Origin of the sequence: Pseudoalteromonas sp. Ps84H-4 (genome assembly GCF_024124645.1) — a bacterium.
GTDB classification, from domain to species: domain Bacteria; phylum Pseudomonadota; class Gammaproteobacteria; order Enterobacterales; family Alteromonadaceae; genus Pseudoalteromonas; species Pseudoalteromonas lipolytica_C.
On the sequence record NZ_JAMXSK010000006.1, the window covers coordinates 1 to 22218 of the forward strand.

Sequence of the window (22218 nt, forward strand, 5' to 3'; positions counted from 1 at the left end):
TCGATCAACTGCTTGTAACTCATGGTATCTACTCTTGTTTTTTGGCGATTACAGAGTACCACCAACAGGCAGTTGATCTCTTCTCACCGTTTAACCATGAGTGGTGCACTTATTATCTGAATTCGGGTTTTCTTTTGCCTATTACATGTAATTCTTCATCTATAGAGACAGTAACAGTTGATGTAACTATGGGCTATAACAATGGCTATTATGGGGACTCGATAGATGATTCAGAAAGCCTTTTTGATGATATGCTTGTTTTCATTAATGGTGATTTTGTCGGTGAAATGGTTGATACGGTTAATATCACACTCAATGTTGACCCAACTATAGAAAATAGAATTTCGTTAATTGGCAGGGTGTCTTCATTTGGCGAGGTGACTTTAACTGAAGAGAACTACCAAACTAATTCAGTGTATATTCCCCTTAATGAAAATCATGGTTATGCTGAGTGGGCAAATATGTCTGTCTCCAGTATTACAGAAAATACGATAGATAAAAACTTCTCGAGTTTTGACATTTCGTTCTCACATAATAAATTACCGATAGATATAGATGAAAATCCCTCTTTTATCATTAATTTAGCCAGAGTTGACGGTAGAGAAATAAATCTAGAAAAACAATCATCTGTTGATATATCACATTATTTCCATGTTGAGGATGGCATACTTACACCTAAGTCTTTCGAGGAGTTTAAATCATTTTTTAGTTCAAGGGCTATATTTGGCGAACTCACTTTAATGGTTTCTGCTAGAGGTAAAAAAGTGGACGTTGATTATTTTGGAGAAGTTAATTTCTATTTGGATACTTATAGGTTAGATGGAAAACTGACCGCTCCAACTTCAAATAGTAATGTTGCAGTTGGTAATGTTGAAATCACCTTCTCTTATTTTTTAAATAGAAAAAAGCTGTTTAAAAAAGTAGTTACCGATGAATATGGCTTTTTTAGTATAAAATTACCCCACGCTAATTTGTCATTTTTAGCTAAGAATTTTTATGAAAATACAGAGTATATTTTAAAAGGAGAAATCTCCGCTGAGCAGTCACGCAGTAACATTAATTTTAACCTTATGACCGCGGGCGATAAAAATGTCAAGGCTTCAAATTACCCGAAGGGTAAGATAGTTATTAAAAAACTTTCTATATATGAACCAAGCTATTACCATTTGCTTAATAGTAATCGAAGAAGTCATTTTATAGATGCTTGTAGAATGAAGAATCATGATCATGGATATATTTTTAAGTGTGTGGATATCATCCAGCCTTAACTCTATGCTAACGGCCGCCAAACTCAGAGATTAAGTGAGCTTGTTATCAGCTTATATGCATTCTTCATAGAGTAACAATTTTTGGAATATTAATTGTGATACCTAATTCTAAAATACTAATAAAAAATGTTTCGGAGATTGAAACTTATGATGTTATTGCATCGGAATAGAGCCTAAATATAGCCCTTTACGAACAAGTTCTAAAAGATTATTGGCATGAGGTTATAGCAGATGCGCAAAGCGCAGGTACTGATATTTGGGATGGGCAGTATTATCGATTAGAAAATATCGATGAAATACAACAAGGTTCATTGCAATTAAAGCTGAGCACTATCTCATATTCTACAATTCGCTCTTTAATGAAATTAAGCAAACAGCAGAGCCTAGCGAGTTGTTACTTTCCATACCATATAAATACAGGATCGTTAATTTCGACAAGTGATGACTTTTTTGTGTTTGGTAAAAAATCAACAAAGTCAGACACTTATTTTCTTGGCCTTATTGGCGGTGGCCTTCAAAGGGATGAGTTAGAAGTAATGCAGGCCGATGATATTAAAAAGAACATACTAAAAGAAGCATTTGAAGAAGCGAATATATCCAGTTCAATGATTGATTGGGTAGACCTTAATTCATTTCTTCTAACTAATACGATGAGTGTCGTTATAGTTTTTAATATCAAACTAAATGTAGATAAAGGCCAGTTGTTAAAATCATTCGAAGGCCGAGTTGAGAATGAGCTTTCGGGCTTACAATTTTTTGATCAACAAAGTGTGAATGAATTTAGCCACAAAGAAAATATCCTTTCTTATTTGAGCTTAATACCGAAGCTTGTGAGTAATTTTTAGCTAGATAATATTATTTATGAATAGTAATAATGCCAGTCAATTGACTGGCATTATTGTTTTTGCTTACCACGTATAAGTAGCGCTAAGAGTATATTGCTCGCCGCGACCGGGGGTACCCGGTACTTCTTCGAATGATTCATCCCAAATATTGTCAGCTGCAAAGGTAACAAACACATTATCAAGCTGGGCAGGTGTGAATTTTATCGTTAACTGTGTAAAGAAGGCTTCATCATCAGAGCTACGTAGGCGGTTACTGTGTTGTTTACGCCATTCGTTATCGATACGTAGCTCAAGCACATCCATCGGTTGCCATACTGCGCCCAGTGTTACACGGTGATCAGGGTAGTTCAGCGCATAAAAGCTCGCATCAATATCTGCCGTACCATAGTCTTCTGACTTCTCTAAATAGGTGTAGCTGGCAATCAACTCAGTGCTTTCAAACGATTTATTCGCTAAAAACTCAACACCGAAGGTGTCTATATCAACCGGGTTTGCAAAACGAGCTGAGGTTGCATCAAAGCGATATGTCCAATCGGTAAGGTTTTTATCTTTGCGGTAGAAAATAGCTGAATCTAAACGCCACGAAGACTGTTCAATCAGTAAACCTAGTTCAAGGTTATCGGTGGTTTCGCGCTCAAGGCTGTAGTTACTTCTGAATAATCCGCCCGTTTCACTGCCGCCAATTGCTGTATAACCAGGAACTTGTGTTGCTTCGGCGTATGATGCATACCAGGTATGTTCACTGCCATTTTGATGAGCTACTTTCAGACTTGCATCGGCAATAAATGAGGTAGCTGAGCTATCACGGTTTGTATCATCAAATGCAGCACCAATACGAATAGTAAGCTCTTTGTTAGCTGCAAGGGCCGCCTTGTACTCAGGTAAGATACTGAGCTTAGTGTAATTGCGTGACGTAAAGTTGTTTTCAAGAGACGTTGATTCAATTTCATCAGCAATAAATTGGCCAGCATAATTAATAGCATAGCGGTTATTTAAGCGGTGACGCCCAGAGAGTGCCAATGACTTAACCGTGGTTTCGTGAAACGCTTCAAAAATAGCTGGGTTTTCACGAGATAATACATAATGGTCGTTATGTTTGCGATAATAACCAGTCACTTCAAGGCTATTGCCCTTACCATAAATTTGCTTGTGATTGAGCATGAAAAGCTTGGTTTCAAGATCTTCGGTTTCGTTAAAATTAAATGGTGTGTAAAGGTTTGGCCAACCAAAAAACTTCTCTTGGCGTCCAAACATAAAATCGGTTTGCGAGGTAGAGCTTGCAAGTTGAATACGCGCTGAGGCACGTTCAAAGTCGTGGTCGCCATTCTCAATTGAGCCATCGCTTTTTGAGTGTGAGTATTCACCCTCAAAACCTAATCGCCAATCTGGTTTACTATCCAGCTTTTGGCTATGGGCAGCATGAATGCTTTGTAAATTAAAGCCATTCGTACCTGTGCCAAGTGAAACGCTGCCAGTGCTTGTGATAGGGCGCCAGCCAAATGAAACTGTGCCAACCGAGCTATTCATACCATAAAGGGCATTATCAGCACCTGTAAGTACTGAAGGGCCTGTTAGCATCTGTGGGGCAATTGGAATTTCAGCAAAGTAGTGGCCAGATTGAGGGTCAAATAACGTACTGCTACCAACACGAAAGCCGGTATTTTCAAAGATACCACCACGAATGGTTACATCAGCTTGTGCTTCAGCCATATTGCGCGATTGCAAATCGACACGTGGGTCATATTCTAAATTTGATACCGGCGCATCAAAAGTACCTACAGGTTCTTTATTTGCGGTTGCTGAAACTTCAACGGTGATTTGTTCAATGTTGTTGGTGTCTTCTGCTAGCACTGAGCAAGTGACGAATAAAGCGGGAAGTGTAAGCTGTACTGCGCGTACCATCTAAAACTCTCTTGATTTTGTTTAATCTGGGGTAGTGGGCTAGTTAGGCGCACTGAAAATTGCGGGTATTGTATCTGAATCACTGAGTTATACCACTCCAACCAGATTTCAGCAGGCAATAAAAAACCGCGCTAATTATTGCGCGGTCTTTTTACTAAAACGGTGTTTAGTTTTGATTAATAGATTGCGGTGGGAAGTTACTTAGAATGTTAGCAACGGTTTCATTGATAACTTCAGTGCGCTTTTCAGGTGATTGATTCTTTTGCAAACGACCTTCTTTAGCGCCACGCCAAACTAACTGGTTAGAAGCGCGGTCAACTACGTCTAAAATTAATGTACCCACTTCGTATTCGCGAGTCGTTGTTTGCGTGTTATAACCCATGCCCCAGTAATTCCAGCGTGCACCGTAACCTACGTTGAAGGTATCTACATCAATTTTTGTATCAACTGACGCATGATAGTTAATCAGTACATCTGCTTGTGCCATATCAACAAGCTTCATACCGCTTTTTTCAAGTTCAGCATTAACGGCTTCACGCACACGTTTTTCCATTAAAGGACTAATTTGGTAGTTCGCTACGTTTTTAGTTAAGCTCGCATTAGGTACCCAAGAGAAGGTTTTATAATTACTAAAATCTGCTGATTTGTCGTAATCCCAGTCAGGCGTTTTAGCACAGGCCGCTAAAAATAATACAGCCGTCGCGATTAATAAGTTCTTCATATTGTTTGCTCCTTGGCAAATTTCCACTACTTGATTGATAACATAACATAAAAATAATTCAACGGAATGATTATTTAAAAACTATGGCACATTTACAAAAAAGTACTGTAATAGTTTGTAATAAATACCCAAACAACCTCAAGATGCGAGTTTCAGTTGGAATTAAAAGCGATTTAGGCAAGGCATTGATTGCAAGTAATAGTGGTTCTATTGTTAAAATCAATAACGCAGTATAAATCGTTTTTAAACCAACCCTTTGGGCGCTTCACAGGCACTTACTCTCATCGTTGTTACTTCTTAAAAGGGATTGCCATTGTTGCAAAGTAACGCCTTGATATTAAGCACCTGTGAAACGCTGAATTCTGCATCTTGAGGTGGCTTGGGTATAATTATCCTTGACTGAATCAATGATTAATTTTCGGATTGAATGCTGTGTTTGAGCTCTATCTAACTCATTCGTCCAGAAAGTATTGCGAATTATTTATAGTTATTTTGACTTATAAAGCACGATGTAGGAGAAAAAGGTGAACTTTTCAAACGACAATAAAAAACCGTGCTAGGCGCACGGTTTTTCAACTAAAACAGAATTTAGATGTTATCAGTTTTTTGTGGTGGGAAGCTACTAAGAATATCTGCAACTGTATCTACGATTGCATCAGTGCGCTCTTGTGGTGACTGTTTCTTTTTTAAACGACCTTCTTTAGCTCCACGCCAAACAAGTTGATTTGATGATTTGTCAACAACATCTAAAATCAATGTGCCAACATCATATTCATTCGTAACAGTATACGTGTTGTGGCCAACACCCCAATAGTTATACCCCATGTTCATTGTTTGAACATTAATTTTGGTATCAACTGAGGCATGGTAGTTTAAAAGTACATCAGCTTGTGCCATATCAACTAACTTCATGCCATTTTTTTCAAGCTGAGCATTTACGGCCTCACGCACACGTTTTTCCGTTAAAGGGCTAATTTGATAGTTTATTACGTTTTCAGTTAGGCTCGCATTAGGTACCCATGAGAAGGTTTTATAATTACTAAAATCTGCTGATTTGTCGTAATCCAAACTAGGTGTCTTAGCACAGGCCGCTAAAAGTAAAACTGTTGATGCGATTAATAAGTTTTTCATCTTTATTGCTCCTTGGCAAAATTTCCATCATTTAAATTAATAACATAAAACAGTAATAATTCAACTAAATGATTTACGGTAAATTTACAAAAGAGTCAGTAATAGTTTGTAATAAATACCCAAACCACCTCAAAGTGCGAGTTTCAGTTGGGATTAAAAGCGATTTAGGCAAGGCATTGATTGCAAGTAATAGTAAAATCAATAACGCAGTTATAAATCGCTTTTAAAGCAACCCTTTGGGCGCTTCTCAGGCACTTACTCTCATCGTTGTTACTTCTTAAAAGGGACTGCCATTGTTGCAAAGTAACGCCTTGATATTAAGCACCTGTGAAACGCTGAATGCTGCATCTTAAGGTGGCTTGGGTATAACCATCCTTGACTACAGCAATGATTAATTTTTGCAATTAAGCACTGTGTTCAACTTCTATCCAGTCTTTTTCATCAACCCAGTTTTGCGCACCATCTTTCACTGTACGAATTGGGACGATGTAATCACAGCTGACTTGTGGTTTAACTGAGGCAAAAATCGGCACAAAGCCAAAGCTAAGAGCGGTTTCGATAATTGCTTTTTGGTTTTGTGGGTCGATATCAGCTGCTTCATCGATATAAATCGGAATACGATACAGGTTTTGCTCTTGATCACTTAATAAATAACGAATAAACAGCATGCCACAAAGTAGCTTAATGGTGATACGAGTACCGTTAGAGCCGGCTGAGTCTATTTTTTCGAAGTGTTCAGTTTCGCCAGCACGATTTACTACTTCAAAACGAATATCAAATAAGTCGGTCAGTGTTAAACCTGCTTTTTCTGAGGCAAGTTTAATTAAATGATCTTTCGCTTCGTTTACCGCAGACTCGCTATAAGGCTCTTGACTTAATAGGTCTAGAGTATCGCCTTGCTCAAACTGGTTTGAGGTACTGATAATGGTATCAATGCTATCAACTAACATCTTGCGCGGAATAACATTAATTTTGAATGCTTGAAGGTTAGAGATCCGATGCTGACTGATGCCTTTATTAAAGCTGTTCATTTCGCGGCGTAGGCGGTCTAAGTCTTCACGCAATCCTTTAATGGTGGCGGCTACTTCGGTTAACGCAACTCGGCCTTGACGCTCAACAGCATCGCGCTCGTTATCAATGTTATGAAACGCGCTAATAAGCTTTTCGTATTTAGTAAACTCATCGTTTTCGTTATCAAACTTAGTAATACCCGCATTATAAATATGCATGTAGGTGTTACGTACGTTGATATCAAAGTTGCGTAGTTCTTGGCAGTCTTTGTTAAAGTGATGAATAAGATCACTTAAATTATCAAAATCAATACTGATTTCAATCATGTATGGCGTCACTTTGCCTGAATAAAAATCAAGCGTGTGATCAATACGTTCTGATTTAACTTGGCGTAAACGGTCAGCTTGACGCGCAAGCAGATCTTTTTTCGATTTAATAATTGAGCGACGGTCGCTGATTGAACCACTGTTCTTTTGAATGTCTTGCAGGTAGTCGTCAACTTGTTCGCGCTCTGCATTTAATTGCTCTTTTAGTAGAGTTTGTGCATCGACAGATTGCTGCATCACTTCAAATTGTTCAAAGCGTTTTAATGCTTCTTCAGAGGCCATTAGCTCATCATATAGGGCATCTTTTTCTTTTTGCTTTTCGGCGACATTCGCAGCGACTTCACGCTGCTGTTTAAACTCTTTCAGTGAGTTTTCAAGAGCAGCGAGTTGCGCGGTTAATTGCTCTTTATTTTCGCCCGTTTGCATCTGCACAGGACTTAGCTTTTTAAGTTTAATCGTCGCGCCAGGAAGAGTCAGTACACCGCCTTTAACATTGGCCGATAACTGCTCTAAAAACTCACCAAAGGCATCTTCGTCTGTGATCTCAACATCACCATTGCTGGTGGTGGCAAACGATAAGATATCTGGGTTTAGAATACGCGAAATCTCTTCAACTTCTTTCAAAGATAAATCTTCACGCATACGAGTGAATAAATTGAACTCGAGATTCTTTAACTGCAGTTTTAAGCTCTTAATTTGCTTTTGTGTTTCGCTAATGCGGTAATCAAGGGTGTGTAAGCTTTGACCTTGGGCACTGCTTAATGAATGCGATAGCGATTCATAATCTTGCTTAAGTTGCGTAAGGCTTACTTTTAAAGTGGCTTTATTCACCAATTCAAACTCAGATTTAAGCGCTCGATAGTCTAAAAACCATTGTTCAATTTGTGTTTGCTTACGTTCAATATCACGTGATTGCTGAATATACAGCTGCTGCTTTTGTTCGAACTCATGCTTTTCGTGTTCGATATCTTCAAGGGCAATATTTAGCTCAGATAGTTGCTCTTGTTGATAGGTTTCAAAGTCAATCAGTGCTTGGTCAATTTTTGGCGCATAGGCAGCAAGCTTACCTTTTAAAACTGTTTGGTTTTCAAGCATAGACTCAAGAGCTGCGATAGGCTCTTGCATTGACTCAAGGGCTTTTAATTCACGTTTAGCGCGATTCACTTTATCGAATGAACGTCGCCACACTTCATAAAAGTCGACCCGTGAGTTTGACATATGACGCTCAAATACGCGTAACATAAAGCGTTTAACATCGCTGGCACCTAACTTATGCAAGTTAAGGATACGGCGGAAAATTTCTTTGTAAATTGCTGAATCTTGCACGTTATTGAGGGGGATCATCTTTAAGTTGATATCGCCATCAAATGGGGTTGCGCCGCCAGTGAGTAGGGCGTTTAGCTCCTGCGCTTTTAATTCAATTGGATTGAAGCCTTGCTCTTTTAAGTGATTAAAAAGCTTGGTGAATTTTACAATGGTTTTGCCTTGAGTGTAGTGTTCAAGGTTCAACTTACCTTGGTAGCAAAAAAACTGATGCGCGTAACCAGCAATTTTACCAAGGCCGGCAACACCAATCACCACAGGGCCATTAGGTAGGTCAGCTTCGAGTAAAATATAGGATTGGTCTGACGAAAAGTAGAATTTTCGGGTTTCGTCTAAATCGTGGCCATCCCATTCTGTTAAACGTAAATCATTGATCAGTGGAAATTGCAGGGCATTAATTACCGAGCTTTTACCGGTATTATTAGGTGCACAGATTGAACTACTTTTATCCAGCGGGATCACGCATTTTGCATAGCCAGCGGTATTTAAAAGCGCAAGTTTGCTGAGTCCGTATAGGCTTTGGCTTTGCATTATTCGTCATCTCCTAGGTAGGTTTCTTCGTTTACTTCCATTAATGCATCGATATAACGATAAATAGGTGCTTGCAGCATAAAGCCATTTTCTACTTCGCGAGCAAGACCTAAACGTACCATACGAAGGTAAACGTCTTTGCGTAAATCTGAGCCTGAAAAGATTTCTAATTGATCAAACAGGTGCTTGTTGATTTGCACTAAGGTTTGCATTAGTTCAAGGTCGTTTACTTCGTCAAACAAGGCCCGCATTGGATCTTTACCAGTATTGGCATAGTGCTCAATCAAGATGTAGATAGTCAGTGCGATGGCACGCGAAATTTTACCCATATTTGGGGTGCTTTCGTCGCTGCCAAAATAGTAAAAGCCACGGCTATCATGTTGTAAGTCATGGCCAAGGGTGTTAAATAACGCGCGATAAGCATCAATGTGTTGATCAAGCTCTTGCCACATCAGCGTGTCTTGTTCGCTAATGTGGTAGCCTGATGTGAGCTTTTTATTAATAGCTTGCAGATGCGTTAAATCATCTAAATTAATATCTGTCATGGTTATTGCTCTGTTGCTTTTTTATCGTCAGCAATCGATGAGTTAAATGGGTAAAGAGAGAAGTGTTGCTGGGCAATTTTTATTTTTACTTTCTCTTGGCTTTGGCTAATCTCAAGGTCGCCATCGCTAATTAGTTTTTGATACAAGAACAGCATTTCGTCAGCCTCAAGATCTGGGTAGCTTTCATCTAAAAAACTAAGGAGTGGCTGAGCTTTTTTGCTGGCTTTTTTAAAGCGTCTTCTAAATTGGGTTTTAACATCGTTGTAATCAGGAATATGCGGACTTTGATACGCAGGTACATCATCCTGTTCAGGAAGCTGATATTCATCGTGCTCAAAGTCAACTAAGCCTGCCATATAGGCCACGATATGACGTTGCTGACCAAGTGAAAAACGTTGCGCGTCTGAAACAAAGTTAGGCTGTACTGCACTTAACATGTTATCGACGCCATTTTTACGCACTAAACCAAGCACTTTAGCTGCTTGGCGAGTAATTAGGTTATTGCGGCGTAATTCTTCACGCAGCGGCATCAGCATATCGGCGCTTTTACGTAAGCTTTCACGACCAATTAAATGCATTTCTAAAATACGGGTACGTAATTGTTCAAGCATGCGCTTGTCTTGATATGACTTACCTAGGCGGTCAATTTGCTCTATTTGCGTGCTAATTTGCAATTCGATGGTATGAAAGCAAGCATGAAAGTCACCACGAATATCCACCATTTCCAGCATAGGCTCGATGTATTCATCGAACGCTTCAATGACTGCTTGATAGCGCTTTTGCAAAGATTGCACTGCGTTGTTAGCTTTGGCTTGTTCAACAATATTTAAAATTGCGTTTTCATTATGGGCAAACAATTTCATTATTTTGCGAACCCGATCATCCATAATGCGGCTAAAGCGGCGTAGCTCGTCGTAATCTTCAATTTCACCCGCTTTAGCAAGGCGGTTACCAAGGCGAGCAAGGTCATCAACGAGCACACTAATTTCTTGGGCAAGACCTAGGTGCTCTTCTTGTAGCAAGAAAGTTGCAAAATCGGCGATCGCGCGGTTGATTTCTAACTGCGATGACTTAGCCAGTGGAATAATGATGTCTTGATTCAATAAACGATTTGTTTCTTTATAAATGCGTTCATTTGACCAAGTAGGTTGTTTTTGTTTTATCGCATTTTGTACGTCTTTCAAGCTGAAATCAGCCATTTTAAAACGTTTAAATAATAGTTCTAACACCCCCCAATGCTCTGTAAGGGTATTTAATAACTTTTTAGCTGGGATCATAAGGCTCCAGTAAATTCAGACTTTGGTGTTAGCGATTAGTAGTAAATTATGTAATTGAGAATAGTTTTATGCTGTCGATGCTGCTAGAATCCGCGCCGAAACACTCGTCTTACAATTTTTACATTATTATAAAGGTTGTTCAAACACCATGGTAACCCCACTTATCCTAACCCTGATAGCGGTGGCATTTTTGCTTATCGTTATAGAGGATATTATCCATGTAAACAAGGCCAAAACGACGCTTTTTTTTGGCACTTTATGCTGGATTATCTTATTTATCTCTCCGATTCATGGGCAAAGCCCAGAAACCATGCAACATCAACTGGATCACAATATATTAGAAATCGCGACTTTGTGGCTATTTTTAATGGCTGCGATGACCTTTGTAGCGTATTTAAACTCTAAAGGCTTTATCCAGAATATTGTGCATAAAATTATGCCAAATCAAATCAGTGAACGAAAGCTGATGTTTTTGATTGGTGGTTTTGCGTTTTTATTTTCATCGATATCAGACAACATAACGGCAACTTTAATCTCGCTTGCGGTAGTGATGTCACTGAAGTTAGATCCTAAAAAATTAATAAAATACGCAACCTTAATTGTATTCAGTGTTAACTCGGGTGGGGTGTCGCTGATCACCGGTGATGTTACAACACTGATGATTTTCTTAGACGATAAAGTCACCATTGCTAACTTGTTATTATTAATTGTACCTGCACTTGCAAGTGTTGCATTGTTAGCGGCAATGTTATCGGTGGGTATGTCGGGTAATGTGGTATTTGAAAAGCAAACAGCTCGTCGTATTGAAAAAACCGATATTACCATTGCGGTTATCTTCTTCTCGACCATCATAGCCACGTTAACTTTAAGCGTACTTTATAGTGTGCCACCGCTATTAACCTTTTTATTTGGTTTATCACTGATGTTTTTGGTTGCGCAATTTTTAATGCGCAAAAAAGATGTGAACAAAAAAATCATCGATTATATTCGTGAAATTGAGTACGACACCTTATTGTTCTTCGTGGGTGTGTTATTGCTGGTTGGCGCATTAAAAGAAGTTGGCATGCTTGCTAAATTTACTCACCTTTATGAATTGATGGCGCCTGAATATGCCAATTACTTAATGGGGCTATTATCGGCGGCGGTAGATAACGTACCTTTAACTGCAGCACTCTTAAAAGCAGATATTGTGATGAGTCCACAGCAATGGCTATCATTTACTTACGCAACAGGGGTAGGTGGCTCAATGCTTATTATCGGCTCTGCGGCAGGTATTATTGCCATGAGTAAGGTCAAAGCACTGACCTTTATGAGCTATCTTAAAATGTCGGTTTATTTATTAATTGCTTATACCGTTGGTTATTACGGTTCGCACTTAGCGGGCAGTTTAATTTCATAAAACAACTTGACAGCTAGACGTCTAAACGTTAACTTTCGAAGCCTGCTTTTAACAGCAGGCTTTGTTATTTTAACCAGGTGTTAACTTAACATTCAGAAGAGGTGCGATACTTAGGTAGTTAATGTGAGGTGACGAACGCCGATGACCATTAATGAGGGAAGTACTCGCCGAGAAAATTATCCGGACGTCACGGTTATTTTTCGGTTTATGGGGCTGAATCCTCAAAACTGTCACCAAACTAGGTGGAGAGCTTCTGGCATGGACTACTCTTTATTTTCAAAGCACCCCCTTGCCGAGTTCTTCTTGATTTACTGTGGATAGTTTTCCACAAAAGGAGACGACATGAATACCCAATTAGCCGCCAATACAAAATCAGATTACGTTGTTGCAAAATTTGGCGGTACCAGTGTAGCTAACTTTGATGCTATGAGCCGCTGCGCAGAAATCGTTTGTGCTGATAACCAAGTACGTATTGTTGCTGTGAGTGCCAGTGCTGGCGTGACCAATCATTTAGTTGCATTGTGTAAACGTGATTTGAGCGCGGTTGAGCGTGATGAGCACATTACCGGCGTAGTCGCCATTCAAGAAGCAATTTTGGCAGAGTTGTCGCTCGATGCTGATTTAGCACATGGCTTTAATGAAACGCTTAAGGCTTTTCAAACTTTGGCATCAGAAGGGGTTAAGTCAGTAGCTGAGCAAGATGAGCTACTGAGCTTTGGTGAGCGTTTATCATCGTATTTGTTCACTCAAGTATTACGTGGTCAAGGTCTTGATGCGGTGCGTTTTGATGTACGTAAAGTGCTAAAAACAGATAGCCAATTTGCTAAAGCAACACCTAATGTTGCAGCAACCGCTGCGGCTGCTAAAGAGCATTTAGTGCTGCTACTTGATGAGCAAGTTGTTGTAACTCAAGGCTTTATTGGTAGCAATGAACATAATCAAACAACGACTTTAGGGCGTGGTGGTTCAGATTACAGTGCTGCATTACTCGCTGAAGCAATTAACGCAAAAAGCGTGCATATTTGGACCGATGTTGTGGGTATTTTCAGTACTGATCCGCGTTTATGCGCCAAAGCAAGCCCAATTGCTCGCTTAAGCTTTGATGAAGCGGCAGAAATGGCCACGTTTGGAGCAAAAGTGCTGCATCCTGCAACTATCTTACCAGCGAGCCGTAGCCATATTAGTGTGTTTGTTGGTTCAAGCCGTGAGCCGCAATTAGGCGGTACATGGATTGAAAAAGAAAAGTCTCAGCAACCGGGTATTCGTGCAGTAACGCAGCGTAAAAACCAAATTCTATTAACCGTTAAAAGCCCAGAAATGCTTCTTGCGAGTGGTTTCTTAGCGCGTGTATTCACCATTTTAAGTGAGTTTAATATTTCGGTTGATTTGGTTACTACCTCAGAGATCAGTGTTGCAATTACTTTAGATAATGCGCCAAATGCATCACGTCCTGAGCTTGATCAAGCCTGTTTAGATAAGCTTTCTGAGTTTTGTCATGTGTCGGTTGAGAACAACTTGACGCTGGTGGCTTTAATTGGTTCTGAGATTCAATTACGTCAGCAAGAAATGAACTTAATGCAGGTATTGAGTGATTTTAATATTCGTTTAATTTGCCACGGTGCAAGTAAACATAACCTGTGCTTCTTAGTTGAGCAAAGTGAGTCAGATGAAGTCGTGCAGGCTATTCACAGCCGACTATTAGAAAGCCAAGTCGCGGCGTAGGTCGTTAAAATTAATAAAAGAGCACTGCCAGTCAGTGCTTTTTTGTGCCACAACACTTATATCAAACCCTTCAATAGAGTTACTACTCGCGCTGAAATTATGTTTGCTCAATTCTTCGAATACATTAGGAGCAAGTAGTTTCGCAATCGGCTGAGCACTTGCTTTGGCAAGCGCCTCTTTTAATGTCCAAATTCTAAAAAAGCACTGTGCTTGTTCATCGGGAGCATCAAAACGGCTAATTAAGTCAACTTCATCTTGATGATAAAAGTGCTTTGCGAGTTTGAGAAAAGGGCGAGGTTTACTGCTTTGTTCAATATCAAAACCAAATAGCTGCTGTTCTGGGTTAAGAGCAGCGCCAATTAAACCATTTGAATGTGATAAACAGGCCCACACAGGTTCTCTGCGTTTTGTATATAATTTGAGCTTACTGTCTTTGTCATCAAACTGGCTCGATATTTCATTAAGGGCTAAATCGTCATTAGGGTAAGCGTGTTGATACAAATACTTTAACGTTAGGCGAGTCGCTAAGTACTCTTGCTTGGCGCTAGGAACTTTGCGTTTTTCAAGTACGCTCAATTCAAACCCACTGAGTAATTTATCAACGGGTAAACTTGCAACATCAATACGTGCTGCATCCATCAGCATAATTTTTTTGGCCGTTGTTTGGCTTTGCTGCTCGATGATAAGAGTATTCGAAAAGTAGTGGCTGCTCATGGTTTGACGCTTACACGAAGGCTCGTATTTAGTTTTGTTTATTTTTACAGCAGATGCACATTTATAGGCACGAACAAACGTAAATAGTTTACGCAGTTGACTGTAATTATGGTTTAATGAGGAAAAATAATAACAGATTTGTAGATGTATGGCACAAGTTCGTGACGGCTTTCAAAGTCGATTAGGTTTCGTTTTAGCAGCTTCTGGTGCGGCGGTAGGTTTAGGTAATATTTGGGGCTTTCCAACACAAGCGGCAAACCATGGCGGCGGTGCATTCTTACTTGTTTATTTTATTGTTATTTTCTTATTAGCGCTTCCGGCTCTTTATACTGAGCTATATTTAGGTCATCAAGCACAAGCTAATCCGGTAAAAGCATTATCAAATGCATGGCAAGACACAGCACCTAAAGTGGGGGCCGCAGCTGGCTATATTGGCCTCTTTGGTGCGATTGTAATGCTAAGCTTTTATTCGATTGTCGCAGGCTGGATGCTCGCTTATGCGCTTGAGCCAATCGCAAACTTCTTTGGTTTTACTGAGTTAAGTAACTTTTTACACAGCGACTCCATGGCACGCAACTTTGTGTTTACACCGCTGATGCTTATTCTCACTGCGAGTATTATTTTAAAAGGCGTTAAATCAGGTATCGAAACTTGGTCACGCCGCTTAATGCCATTATTGCTAGTGTTATTAGTGGCTTTAATTGCTTATATCGCTACACTTGATGGTGCGATGGATGGTTTTGCAGCCTACTTAGTACCAGATTTTAGTCAAATTCTTGATGCAAACTTAATTATTGCGGCAATGGGGCAAGCGTTCTTTTCATTGTCGTTAGGTGTAGGATGTATGATGGTTTATGGCTCTTATTTAAAACCAGATGCGAACCTACCTAGATTAACTGGCACTGTGGCACTGCTTGATACCGGTGTGGCCTTTTTAGCGGGTTTATTGATTATTCCGGCTATTTTTGTTGCTCAACATAACGGTGTAGAGGTATTTAGCGGCGGTAAATTGGTTGGTGAAGGGCAGTTAATATTTGCGATTTTACCTGAGCTGTTTAGCACTATGGGCCAAGTGGGTTTACTCGTTGGCTTATTATTCTTTGTATTAATGTCGATTGCCTCAGTGACATCAACTATTTCATCGACTGAAATTCCAGTGGCATTTTTAGTTGAGAATCACAGTATTGAGCGAAAAAAAGCGACCTTATTTGTGACGCTAATCGTCTTTATCGCTTCATCACTAATCATCTTAAACTTTGACTGGTTATTTGGCTTAGTGATTATGGTGCTTACACAGTACCAATTACCTTTAATGGGACTGTTCTACTTCATTACTGTTGGCTGGTTATGGCAGCGTGGTAATAAATTGCATCAAGTATCGAGTGGCCCCCATTATTGGTTTGCCCAGTACATTCGCTTTGTCTGTCCGTTATTAATGACGGCGGTATTTGTGAACGTGGCGTTGTTGAAATAGAAACTTGAGTTACAAGTCTCTAGTTTCAAGGGAAAAGACAAAAGTAAAAGGCGTGGGATTTAAACCTCACGCCTTTTTTAATTTAAGGTTTACCATTAAATAACCTCGTTAGTTAATGGTAAACCTTGGCTTATTTCATTGGCGCTTTGCAATGTAGTGCAGGCTATTTCGCTAAGTGCTTCTTGGGTGAAGAAGCCTTGGTGGCCTGTGACTAACACATTCGGAAAGCTAATAAGGCGTGAAAAAATATCGTCTTGCATGATTTCTTCACGGTGATCTTTAAAGAATAACTCTGACTCTTGCTCATACACATCAAGCCCTAAGTGTCCGAGCTTTTTAGACTTAAGCGCTTGAATACAGGCTTGAGTATCGAGAAGTGCACCACGAGAGGTGTTAATCAGCATGACACCGTCTTTCATCTTCTTAAATGCGCTAGCATCAATTAAATGATGGGTATGCTCGTTGAGCGGGCAGTGCAATGAGATGACATCACTTTGGGTAAGCAATGTGTCTAAATCACATAGGGTGTAAGGGCCTTCACCAGCCATTGGGTCACAAACGAGTACTTTCGCCCCAAAGCCATTTAAGATATTTACCAGTGCTAGGCCGATTTTGCCACAGCCTATAATCCCGATGGTTTTTTTGAATAAGTTAAAGCCTAGCAAGCCGTTTAAATCAAAGTTACCTTCACGTACTCGGTTAAAGGCTTTATGGGTTTTTCGATTGAGCGTTAGCATAAGGGCAATACAATGCTCTGCCACGGCTTCTGGACTATAAGCGGGCACACGGCAAACCTTGATGTTATGCTCTTTGGCAGCATCAAGATCAACATTATTAAAGCCTGCACAGCGTAATAAGATTGCCTTTATGCCTAGGGCAGCCATATCGGCAATGACGTGTTTGTCGACTGTATCGTTAACAAACACGCACACAGCATCAAAGCCTTGGCAAAGGGGGGTGGTATTGCTGTTTAAGGATTGCTCAAAATAACTGAGCGAAACAGACTCAGCGTATTCAGTTAGATTCCTTTCAAAAAACGGTTGCTCATACTTTTGCGCACTGAATAAGGCCAGTTTCATCATTTAAATTACTCTCTATCACCATTTTGAGGGTTTCGGGTTTGGTGCGCGGGGCATATCGCGCAACGAGTTGACCCTCTGAGTTTATAAGAAATTTGGTGAAATTCCATTTAATTGCGCGGTTTTGTGCTATTCCACGGGTATGACATTTTAAATAATTAAATAAAGGATGGGCCTCTGGGCCGTTCACTAACACTTTGTTAAAAATGGGAAAGCTAACATCAAAGTGTTGCTGATAAAAGGCTTGTAGCTCATTGCCATCAAGCGGTTCATTGTGGCCAAATTGATTACAGGCAAAACCGAGTACGGTAAATCCTTGCTGTTTATAGTCTTGATAAAGCTTTTCAAGGCTTGCCATTTGCACTGAAAAATTACATTTGCTGGCAATATTGACAATAAGCGCTGTTTTTCCTTGTAGCGATTCAAGGCTGAAGTTTTCACCAGATGCAAGCTGGGCATTGAAACGATATATACTATCCATGTTTTACCTGTGTGTTTTTAAACGGTTTAAATGAACTTTTTTTCATTCGCTTTTTAGTTATTCGGTTGAGATAATGAAATTGTTACTAATTTATCACTCAAATAGGTCAGTTTTATGTCAATGAAAGTCGCCTTCATCGGATTAGGTGTAATGGGTTACCCAATGGCGGGTCACCTTGCCAACGCAGGTCACACCGTGACAGTTTATAATCGCACAACGGCTAAAGCGCAAAAGTGGGTTTCAGAGTATCAAGGTGAATACGCTGAAACGCCAAGTGAAGCAGCAAAAGGGGCTGATATCGTTTTCATGTGTGTAGGCAATGATGATGATTTACGTTCAGTTGTTTATGGTGAACATGGTGAACATGGTGAACATGGTGTACTGGCAAGCATGCATGAGGGCAGCTATTTAGTTGACCACACTACAACATCAGCTGAAGTGGCACGTGAAGTGGGTGCTCAAGCGAAACTACAAGGTATCGCATTTTTAGATGCGCCGGTTTCTGGCGGTCAAGCTGGGGCAGAAAATGGTGTATTAACCGTGATGGTTGGTGGCGACGAAGCTGATTTTAATGTTGTTCAACCTGTAATGGCTGCGTTTAGCCGTTTTAGCCAATTATTAGGTGAAGTAGGCTCTGGTCAACTTTGTAAAATGGTAAATCAAATTTGTATTGCTGGTGTGGTGCAGGGCTTAGCTGAGGGGTTACACTTTGCAAAACAAGCGGGCCTTGATGGTGAAAAAGTGATTGAAACCATCTCGAAAGGTGCAGCTGGCTCATGGCAGATGGAAAACCGCTACAAGACAATGTGGGCTGGTGAATACGAATTTGGTTTTGCTGTTGATTGGATGCGTAAAGATTTAGGCATCGCTTTGGATGAGGCAAAGGCAAACGGCGCAACTTTGCCGATGACGGCAACAGTTGATCAATATTACGCCGATGTACAAGCTTTAGGTGGCGGCCGCTACGACACCTCAAGTTTATTAGCGCGTATTGAAGCGCTACATAAAAAGTAATATCAATAAAAAACGCGACAATTATTGTCGCGTTTTTTATTACATGCTTTGTGCATAATTGTATAACGCTTTTAAAATATGCAGATTTTTTTCGTTATCATCATTTTCATGAGCCAGATTCTCAAGGGTGATCATGAAATCTTGGCCACTGATTGAAGGGTTATCTTCGCCATGCATTAGCTTGTTTTGGCAATACTGGCGCCATTTTGCTAGCTCGTCTTGGCTAAGTGTGTGTGGCCAGTTTCGAGCTCGGTATCTGAATAACAAAGTAGCAAACTTTTTATCATCAAAATCAAGCTGCATTGAGGCTAATTGCTCAGGGCTTGCATCTCGTATTATGGCAAATTTAGCTTTATCAGCATGACTGGTAAAACCATCATAAAGTTGATAGTCAGGGTTGTTAGTTTCGCCGTAATCACGCTGTTCGTTAAATACTTCGGTTACTTTATAGCGAAGTTCTGTGTTGGCTTTTAAAATAGTGAGATTTTGTAAGCACTTTTCGCGGTCAATACCTAATCGCGCCGCGTTCTCTGGTAACAAGGTTTTTGCTGGCGCAAGAATAGGGCACTTATTTAAATGCACTAGTTTAAGGCCTACTGGTGCTTCGTCTTCGCCAAGATCGCTGTGTTTTGTATAAAGGCGCGTGCGTAGCTCTTCAACAGATAAATCTAATAAGACTTGCGGATCTTCAGTTAAATTAAAGCAAATAATGGCGTTTTTATTAACTGGATGAAAGCTCATTGGTGCAATCCAGCTGGTGCAGCCTTGATTTGCTGGAATTCGTGATGAAGTGTGCACTAGTGGTGTCATGTTAAACACATCAACTAAATCTGCCAGTGCTTTTTTAGAACGTAAGCTAAAGAAAAACTGATACAACTTTGGTTGTTTTTCTTTAATTAATTTAGCCAGTGCTATAGTTGCCGTTACATCACTTAAAGCATCGTGAGCGGCAGCATGTTCAATGCCATTGGCAACGGTTAAGTGTTCGAGTTTAAAGCTTGGTGTACCGTCTTCTTTAAGCGGCCACTCAATGCCTTCTGGGCGCAGTGCATAACAGGCGCGCACTAAATCAATAATATCCCAGCGGCTATTATTGTTTTTGTATTCACGTTCGTATGGGTCATAAAAGTTACGGTATAAGCTGTAACGTGTGACTTCATCATCAAAACGGATGCTGTTATAGCCCGCAACACAGGTGTTAGGTTGGCTAAATTCAGCATGGATTTTTGCCATAAACTCAGCTTCAACTAAGCCTTTTTGCATCGCAATTTGCGGGGTAATACCTGTTATTAAACATGCTTCGGGGTGGGGTAAGTAATCAGCCGCCGGCTTGCAATACTCAATTAACGGTTCACCAATAATATTTAAATCAAGATCGGTACGAATGCCAGCAAACTGACTTGGACGATCTTTTTGCGGACTTGCGCCAAATGTTTCGTAGTCGTGCCAGTAAATTGTTGGTTGTTGTTGTTCTGGATAAGCCATGCATTAAACCTTGCTAAGCGTCGAGCCGTTTTGAGTTATTTTCTGAATTGTCAGAATTATGGCATAGAGCCTAGCTAGTTTATAGAGTAAAACGTAATGTGGCTGTTTAGTGTAACTTTTATAAACACGAGCTGTATAAAAAATGGCCTTGCGGTTAATTTTTATGCTTATATAGTGAGGTGTCGTTAGTTTTTGAGCTGTTTTGTATTCTGTGGCTCGGTATTTGCTAACGAAAACTATCTTTAACAATGAAGGAACAAAAAAATGACTTTATCAGCTTTATTACTATCTACTTTAGCATTCGACGCAACTCCAGCTTCAAATTATTCTGTTGAAAAACTTGGCAATTCTGGAGGTATAATCATTCTTAACCCAAAGAAGAAACAAGAAAACTTAAAGAACTCGGGTGGAATTATTATTCTTAATCCAAAAAAGAAAGAAAATTAATAGATAAAACCAGCATATAGCTGGTTTTTTTGTACCTAACACTCTAATATGAAAGAAAAAAGAGTTTCGTCTGTGGACTTCCTGCAAGAGCTTTATAATAAATGGTTAGTAATTAAGCCATATACGGATACATTTTCATTTCAAGCTGTAATAGCAACAAGTTATTTGATTGCTCTGTTAAACTCTTTGAGAAAGGCCTTAAAAGAGAGGGAGTACTTTAGTAACTTTATTACTATAACAAGTGTTTGTGTAAATTATTTATTAACAGCGCTGATGATGGAATATGCTTTAGAGTATGTAAAAAATCATAATTCAGCAGCAGGAGCGCAAAATGTATATGTTGGCTTTGTAATCGCAAATTCAATTATGTTGTTAGCAATGTATAGAATTCACATAGTTTTTAGTTATAGATTTAATGAATTATTCTTTAAGGTTTCAAAGCTTTTCCTCATTTTAACGTTTTCCCATTTAATAATTTGGATTAAATTTGTTGTATTAGATTTGCAGCAAGAATTTGCCCATATACATTATCTTTACAGTTTTATTGTGTTGTATATCAGCCTTGTACTTTCATTTATCATGCTTTTTCCTGATGTTTTGCGCACTAAGTTTGGGTGTATAGTAACATTTAGTTTACCGAGGGATCGTCATGCTTGAACTAATTTACATAGCCATTGTTGTATTAGCAGTTTTGCTAGCTGTAAGCACGTGGCTAATAGCACGCAAAAATATTTTTGAAGAACAAATCAGAAGCAAATCTGTTGAGGTGGTGTGGTGTACGCTACAGGCAGAGCAAGAAACGGATATCAACAAAGCCATAAAACTGTTTAATAGAGCGGAGGCTCTGAAAAACGAAATATGTAGCCTGATGGATAACAGTACAAGCCCTCAAAAGTTTCAGTGGGTAGAAGCAACTGATCTTAAAAACCAGCAATTAAAAGAGCTATCTTTAGGTGAGTTGCAGAAGTATTACGATGAACAAAATAATATTTCTGAGATCTACAACAAGCTCTATAAAGGAAAAAATTAAAAGCCAGATTATTTTATCTGGCTTTGTAGTTTTAGTTCATTTTTTATCTGTTTAACTTGAATATCAGCTAGCTGTTTGAGTGCATCTTGAGTTTGGTTTTCACCCTTGATTAACCCCGCTATTGACATTTTTTTGATACTTTTTAAAAGCCCATTATTAATTGCCTGTAACAATGGGCCTTCTAGTTTAATTAAATTATCTTTCTTACCACTTAGTAGATAATCAAAACTAACCTGAGCGTGTTTACTCGCTTTATCAATCACTTCATATGGGACAATAGCGCTTTGAATGCATTCTTTGCTATAGCCTTGATTGAGAGCTAAAGCTTGCTCAAGCTCAGTGTTATTGGTTACTTGGTATACTTCGCATAAGCGTTGAAAAATTGCACTTATATGTTGCTGCTCAGAATTTAACTCTTGATCGAACATGGCATATCCTTGCACATTATTTTCTACCAATAGTAAACGACTTTTTCTGAAACCGCATTCATAAA

At 39.5% G+C, this 22218-nt stretch carries 20 protein-coding genes and 1 riboswitch; of the genes, 9 read left to right on the forward strand and 11 right to left on the reverse strand.

What is annotated here, in order from left to right; translation table 11 throughout:
• On the forward strand, positions 1–1268 hold a 1268-nt coding region (locus NH454_RS07425; RefSeq protein ID WP_253038656.1), incomplete at its 5' end, for a hypothetical protein.
• Between the two features lie 359 nt (positions 1269–1627).
• Positions 1628–2113, forward strand: coding sequence for a hypothetical protein (locus NH454_RS07430; protein ID WP_235382337.1), 486 nt, complete (start codon positions 1628–1630; stop codon positions 2111–2113).
• A 63-nt stretch (positions 2114–2176) separates the two neighbouring features.
• Here the strand turns inward: NH454_RS07430 and NH454_RS07435 are convergent, their stop codons facing one another.
• From NH454_RS07435 to NH454_RS07460, 6 genes are all read right to left on the reverse strand, one after another.
• Positions 2177–4015, reverse strand: coding sequence for a TonB-dependent receptor (locus NH454_RS07435; protein ID WP_235382338.1), 1839 nt, complete (start codon positions 4013–4015; stop codon positions 2177–2179).
• A 166-nt stretch (positions 4016–4181) separates the two neighbouring features.
• Positions 4182–4736 carry a DUF4136 domain-containing protein gene (locus NH454_RS07440; protein WP_135924267.1) on the reverse strand — a complete coding sequence of 185 codons (555 nt, stop codon included), beginning with the start codon at positions 4734–4736 and terminating at the stop codon, positions 4182–4184.
• Positions 4737–5324: 588 nt separating this feature from the next.
• Positions 5325–5867 carry a DUF4136 domain-containing protein gene (locus NH454_RS07445; RefSeq protein WP_253038657.1) on the reverse strand — a complete coding sequence of 181 codons (543 nt, stop codon included), beginning with the start codon at positions 5865–5867 and terminating at the stop codon, positions 5325–5327.
• A 404-nt stretch (positions 5868–6271) separates the two neighbouring features.
• Entirely contained in the window at positions 6272–9058 is a 2787-nt protein-coding gene (locus NH454_RS07450; protein WP_138558566.1) for an ATPase, read from the reverse strand.
• The gene (locus tag NH454_RS07455; RefSeq protein WP_235382340.1) at positions 9058–9603 is read right to left on the reverse strand and encodes a hypothetical protein; all 546 of its coding nucleotides are present in this window, start codon (positions 9601–9603) and stop codon (positions 9058–9060) included. The genes NH454_RS07450 and NH454_RS07455 overlap by 1 nt, the downstream gene beginning before the upstream one ends.
• Before the next feature lie 2 nt (positions 9604–9605).
• Positions 9606–10880, reverse strand: a complete 1275-nt coding sequence (locus NH454_RS07460) for a hypothetical protein (RefSeq protein ID WP_253038658.1) — start codon at positions 10878–10880, stop codon at positions 9606–9608.
• Positions 10881–11028: 148 nt separating this feature from the next.
• Here NH454_RS07460 and nhaD point away from each other — a divergent pair, with 148 nt between their 5' ends.
• Both nhaD and lysC read left to right on the forward strand, forming a co-directional pair.
• Positions 11029–12279: a sodium:proton antiporter NhaD gene (gene nhaD / locus NH454_RS07465; protein WP_235382342.1), complete on the forward strand. Its 1251-nt coding sequence runs from the start codon at positions 11029–11031 to the stop codon at positions 12277–12279.
• An 88-nt stretch (positions 12280–12367) separates the two neighbouring features.
• Positions 12368–12540, forward strand: a riboswitch (Lysine riboswitch).
• An 81-nt stretch (positions 12541–12621) separates the two neighbouring features.
• On the forward strand, positions 12622–14001 hold the full coding sequence (lysC, locus tag NH454_RS07470) for a lysine-sensitive aspartokinase 3 (RefSeq protein WP_253038659.1): 1380 nt from the start codon (positions 12622–12624) through the stop codon (positions 13999–14001).
• Here lysC and NH454_RS07475 read toward each other — a convergent pair.
• On the reverse strand, positions 13978–14715 hold the full coding sequence (locus NH454_RS07475) for a 4'-phosphopantetheinyl transferase superfamily protein (RefSeq protein WP_235382343.1): 738 nt from the start codon (positions 14713–14715) through the stop codon (positions 13978–13980). The two genes, lysC and NH454_RS07475, sit on opposite strands and share 24 nt — an antisense overlap.
• 148 nt (positions 14716–14863) lie before the next feature.
• Here NH454_RS07475 and NH454_RS07480 point away from each other — a divergent pair, with 148 nt between their 5' ends.
• Positions 14864–16189 (forward strand): sodium-dependent transporter, encoded by a 1326-nt coding sequence (locus NH454_RS07480; RefSeq protein WP_253038660.1) that lies wholly within the window; start codon positions 14864–14866, stop codon positions 16187–16189.
• 95 nt (positions 16190–16284) lie between these two features.
• Here the strand turns inward: NH454_RS07480 and NH454_RS07485 are convergent, their stop codons facing one another.
• Both NH454_RS07485 and NH454_RS07490 read right to left on the reverse strand, forming a co-directional pair.
• Complete coding sequence (locus NH454_RS07485; RefSeq protein WP_253038691.1) at positions 16285–17268, reverse strand: 2-hydroxyacid dehydrogenase; 984 nt, start codon at positions 17266–17268, stop codon at positions 16285–16287.
• Positions 17234–17749: a redoxin domain-containing protein gene (locus tag NH454_RS07490; protein WP_062564542.1), complete on the reverse strand. Its 516-nt coding sequence runs from the start codon at positions 17747–17749 to the stop codon at positions 17234–17236. The genes NH454_RS07485 and NH454_RS07490 overlap by 35 nt, the downstream gene beginning before the upstream one ends.
• Before the next feature lie 114 nt (positions 17750–17863).
• Here NH454_RS07490 and NH454_RS07495 point away from each other — a divergent pair, with 114 nt between their 5' ends.
• Entirely contained in the window at positions 17864–18763 is a 900-nt protein-coding gene (locus tag NH454_RS07495) for an NAD(P)-dependent oxidoreductase (protein WP_253038661.1), read from the forward strand.
• Between the two features lie 39 nt (positions 18764–18802).
• Here NH454_RS07495 and sbcB read toward each other — a convergent pair whose 3' ends face one another.
• On the reverse strand, positions 18803–20248 hold the full coding sequence (gene sbcB / locus NH454_RS07500; protein ID WP_253038662.1) for an exodeoxyribonuclease I: 1446 nt from the start codon (positions 20246–20248) through the stop codon (positions 18803–18805).
• 264 nt (positions 20249–20512) lie between these two features.
• On the opposite strand from sbcB, the gene NH454_RS07505 reads away from it, so the two are divergent.
• From NH454_RS07505 to NH454_RS07515, 3 genes are all read left to right on the forward strand, one after another.
• Positions 20513–20695: a hypothetical protein gene (locus NH454_RS07505; RefSeq protein ID WP_199526607.1), complete on the forward strand. Its 183-nt coding sequence runs from the start codon at positions 20513–20515 to the stop codon at positions 20693–20695.
• 72 nt (positions 20696–20767) lie between these two features.
• Entirely contained in the window at positions 20768–21352 is a 585-nt protein-coding gene (locus tag NH454_RS07510; protein WP_199526606.1) for a hypothetical protein, read from the forward strand.
• Entirely contained in the window at positions 21345–21725 is a 381-nt protein-coding gene (locus NH454_RS07515; protein ID WP_235382348.1) for a hypothetical protein, read from the forward strand. The genes NH454_RS07510 and NH454_RS07515 overlap by 8 nt, the downstream gene beginning before the upstream one ends.
• Before the next feature lie 8 nt (positions 21726–21733).
• Here NH454_RS07515 and NH454_RS07520 read toward each other — a convergent pair whose 3' ends face one another.
• On the reverse strand, positions 21734–22153 hold the full coding sequence (locus NH454_RS07520; protein WP_135924280.1) for a hypothetical protein: 420 nt from the start codon (positions 22151–22153) through the stop codon (positions 21734–21736).
• Positions 22154–22218 lie beyond the last annotated feature (65 nt).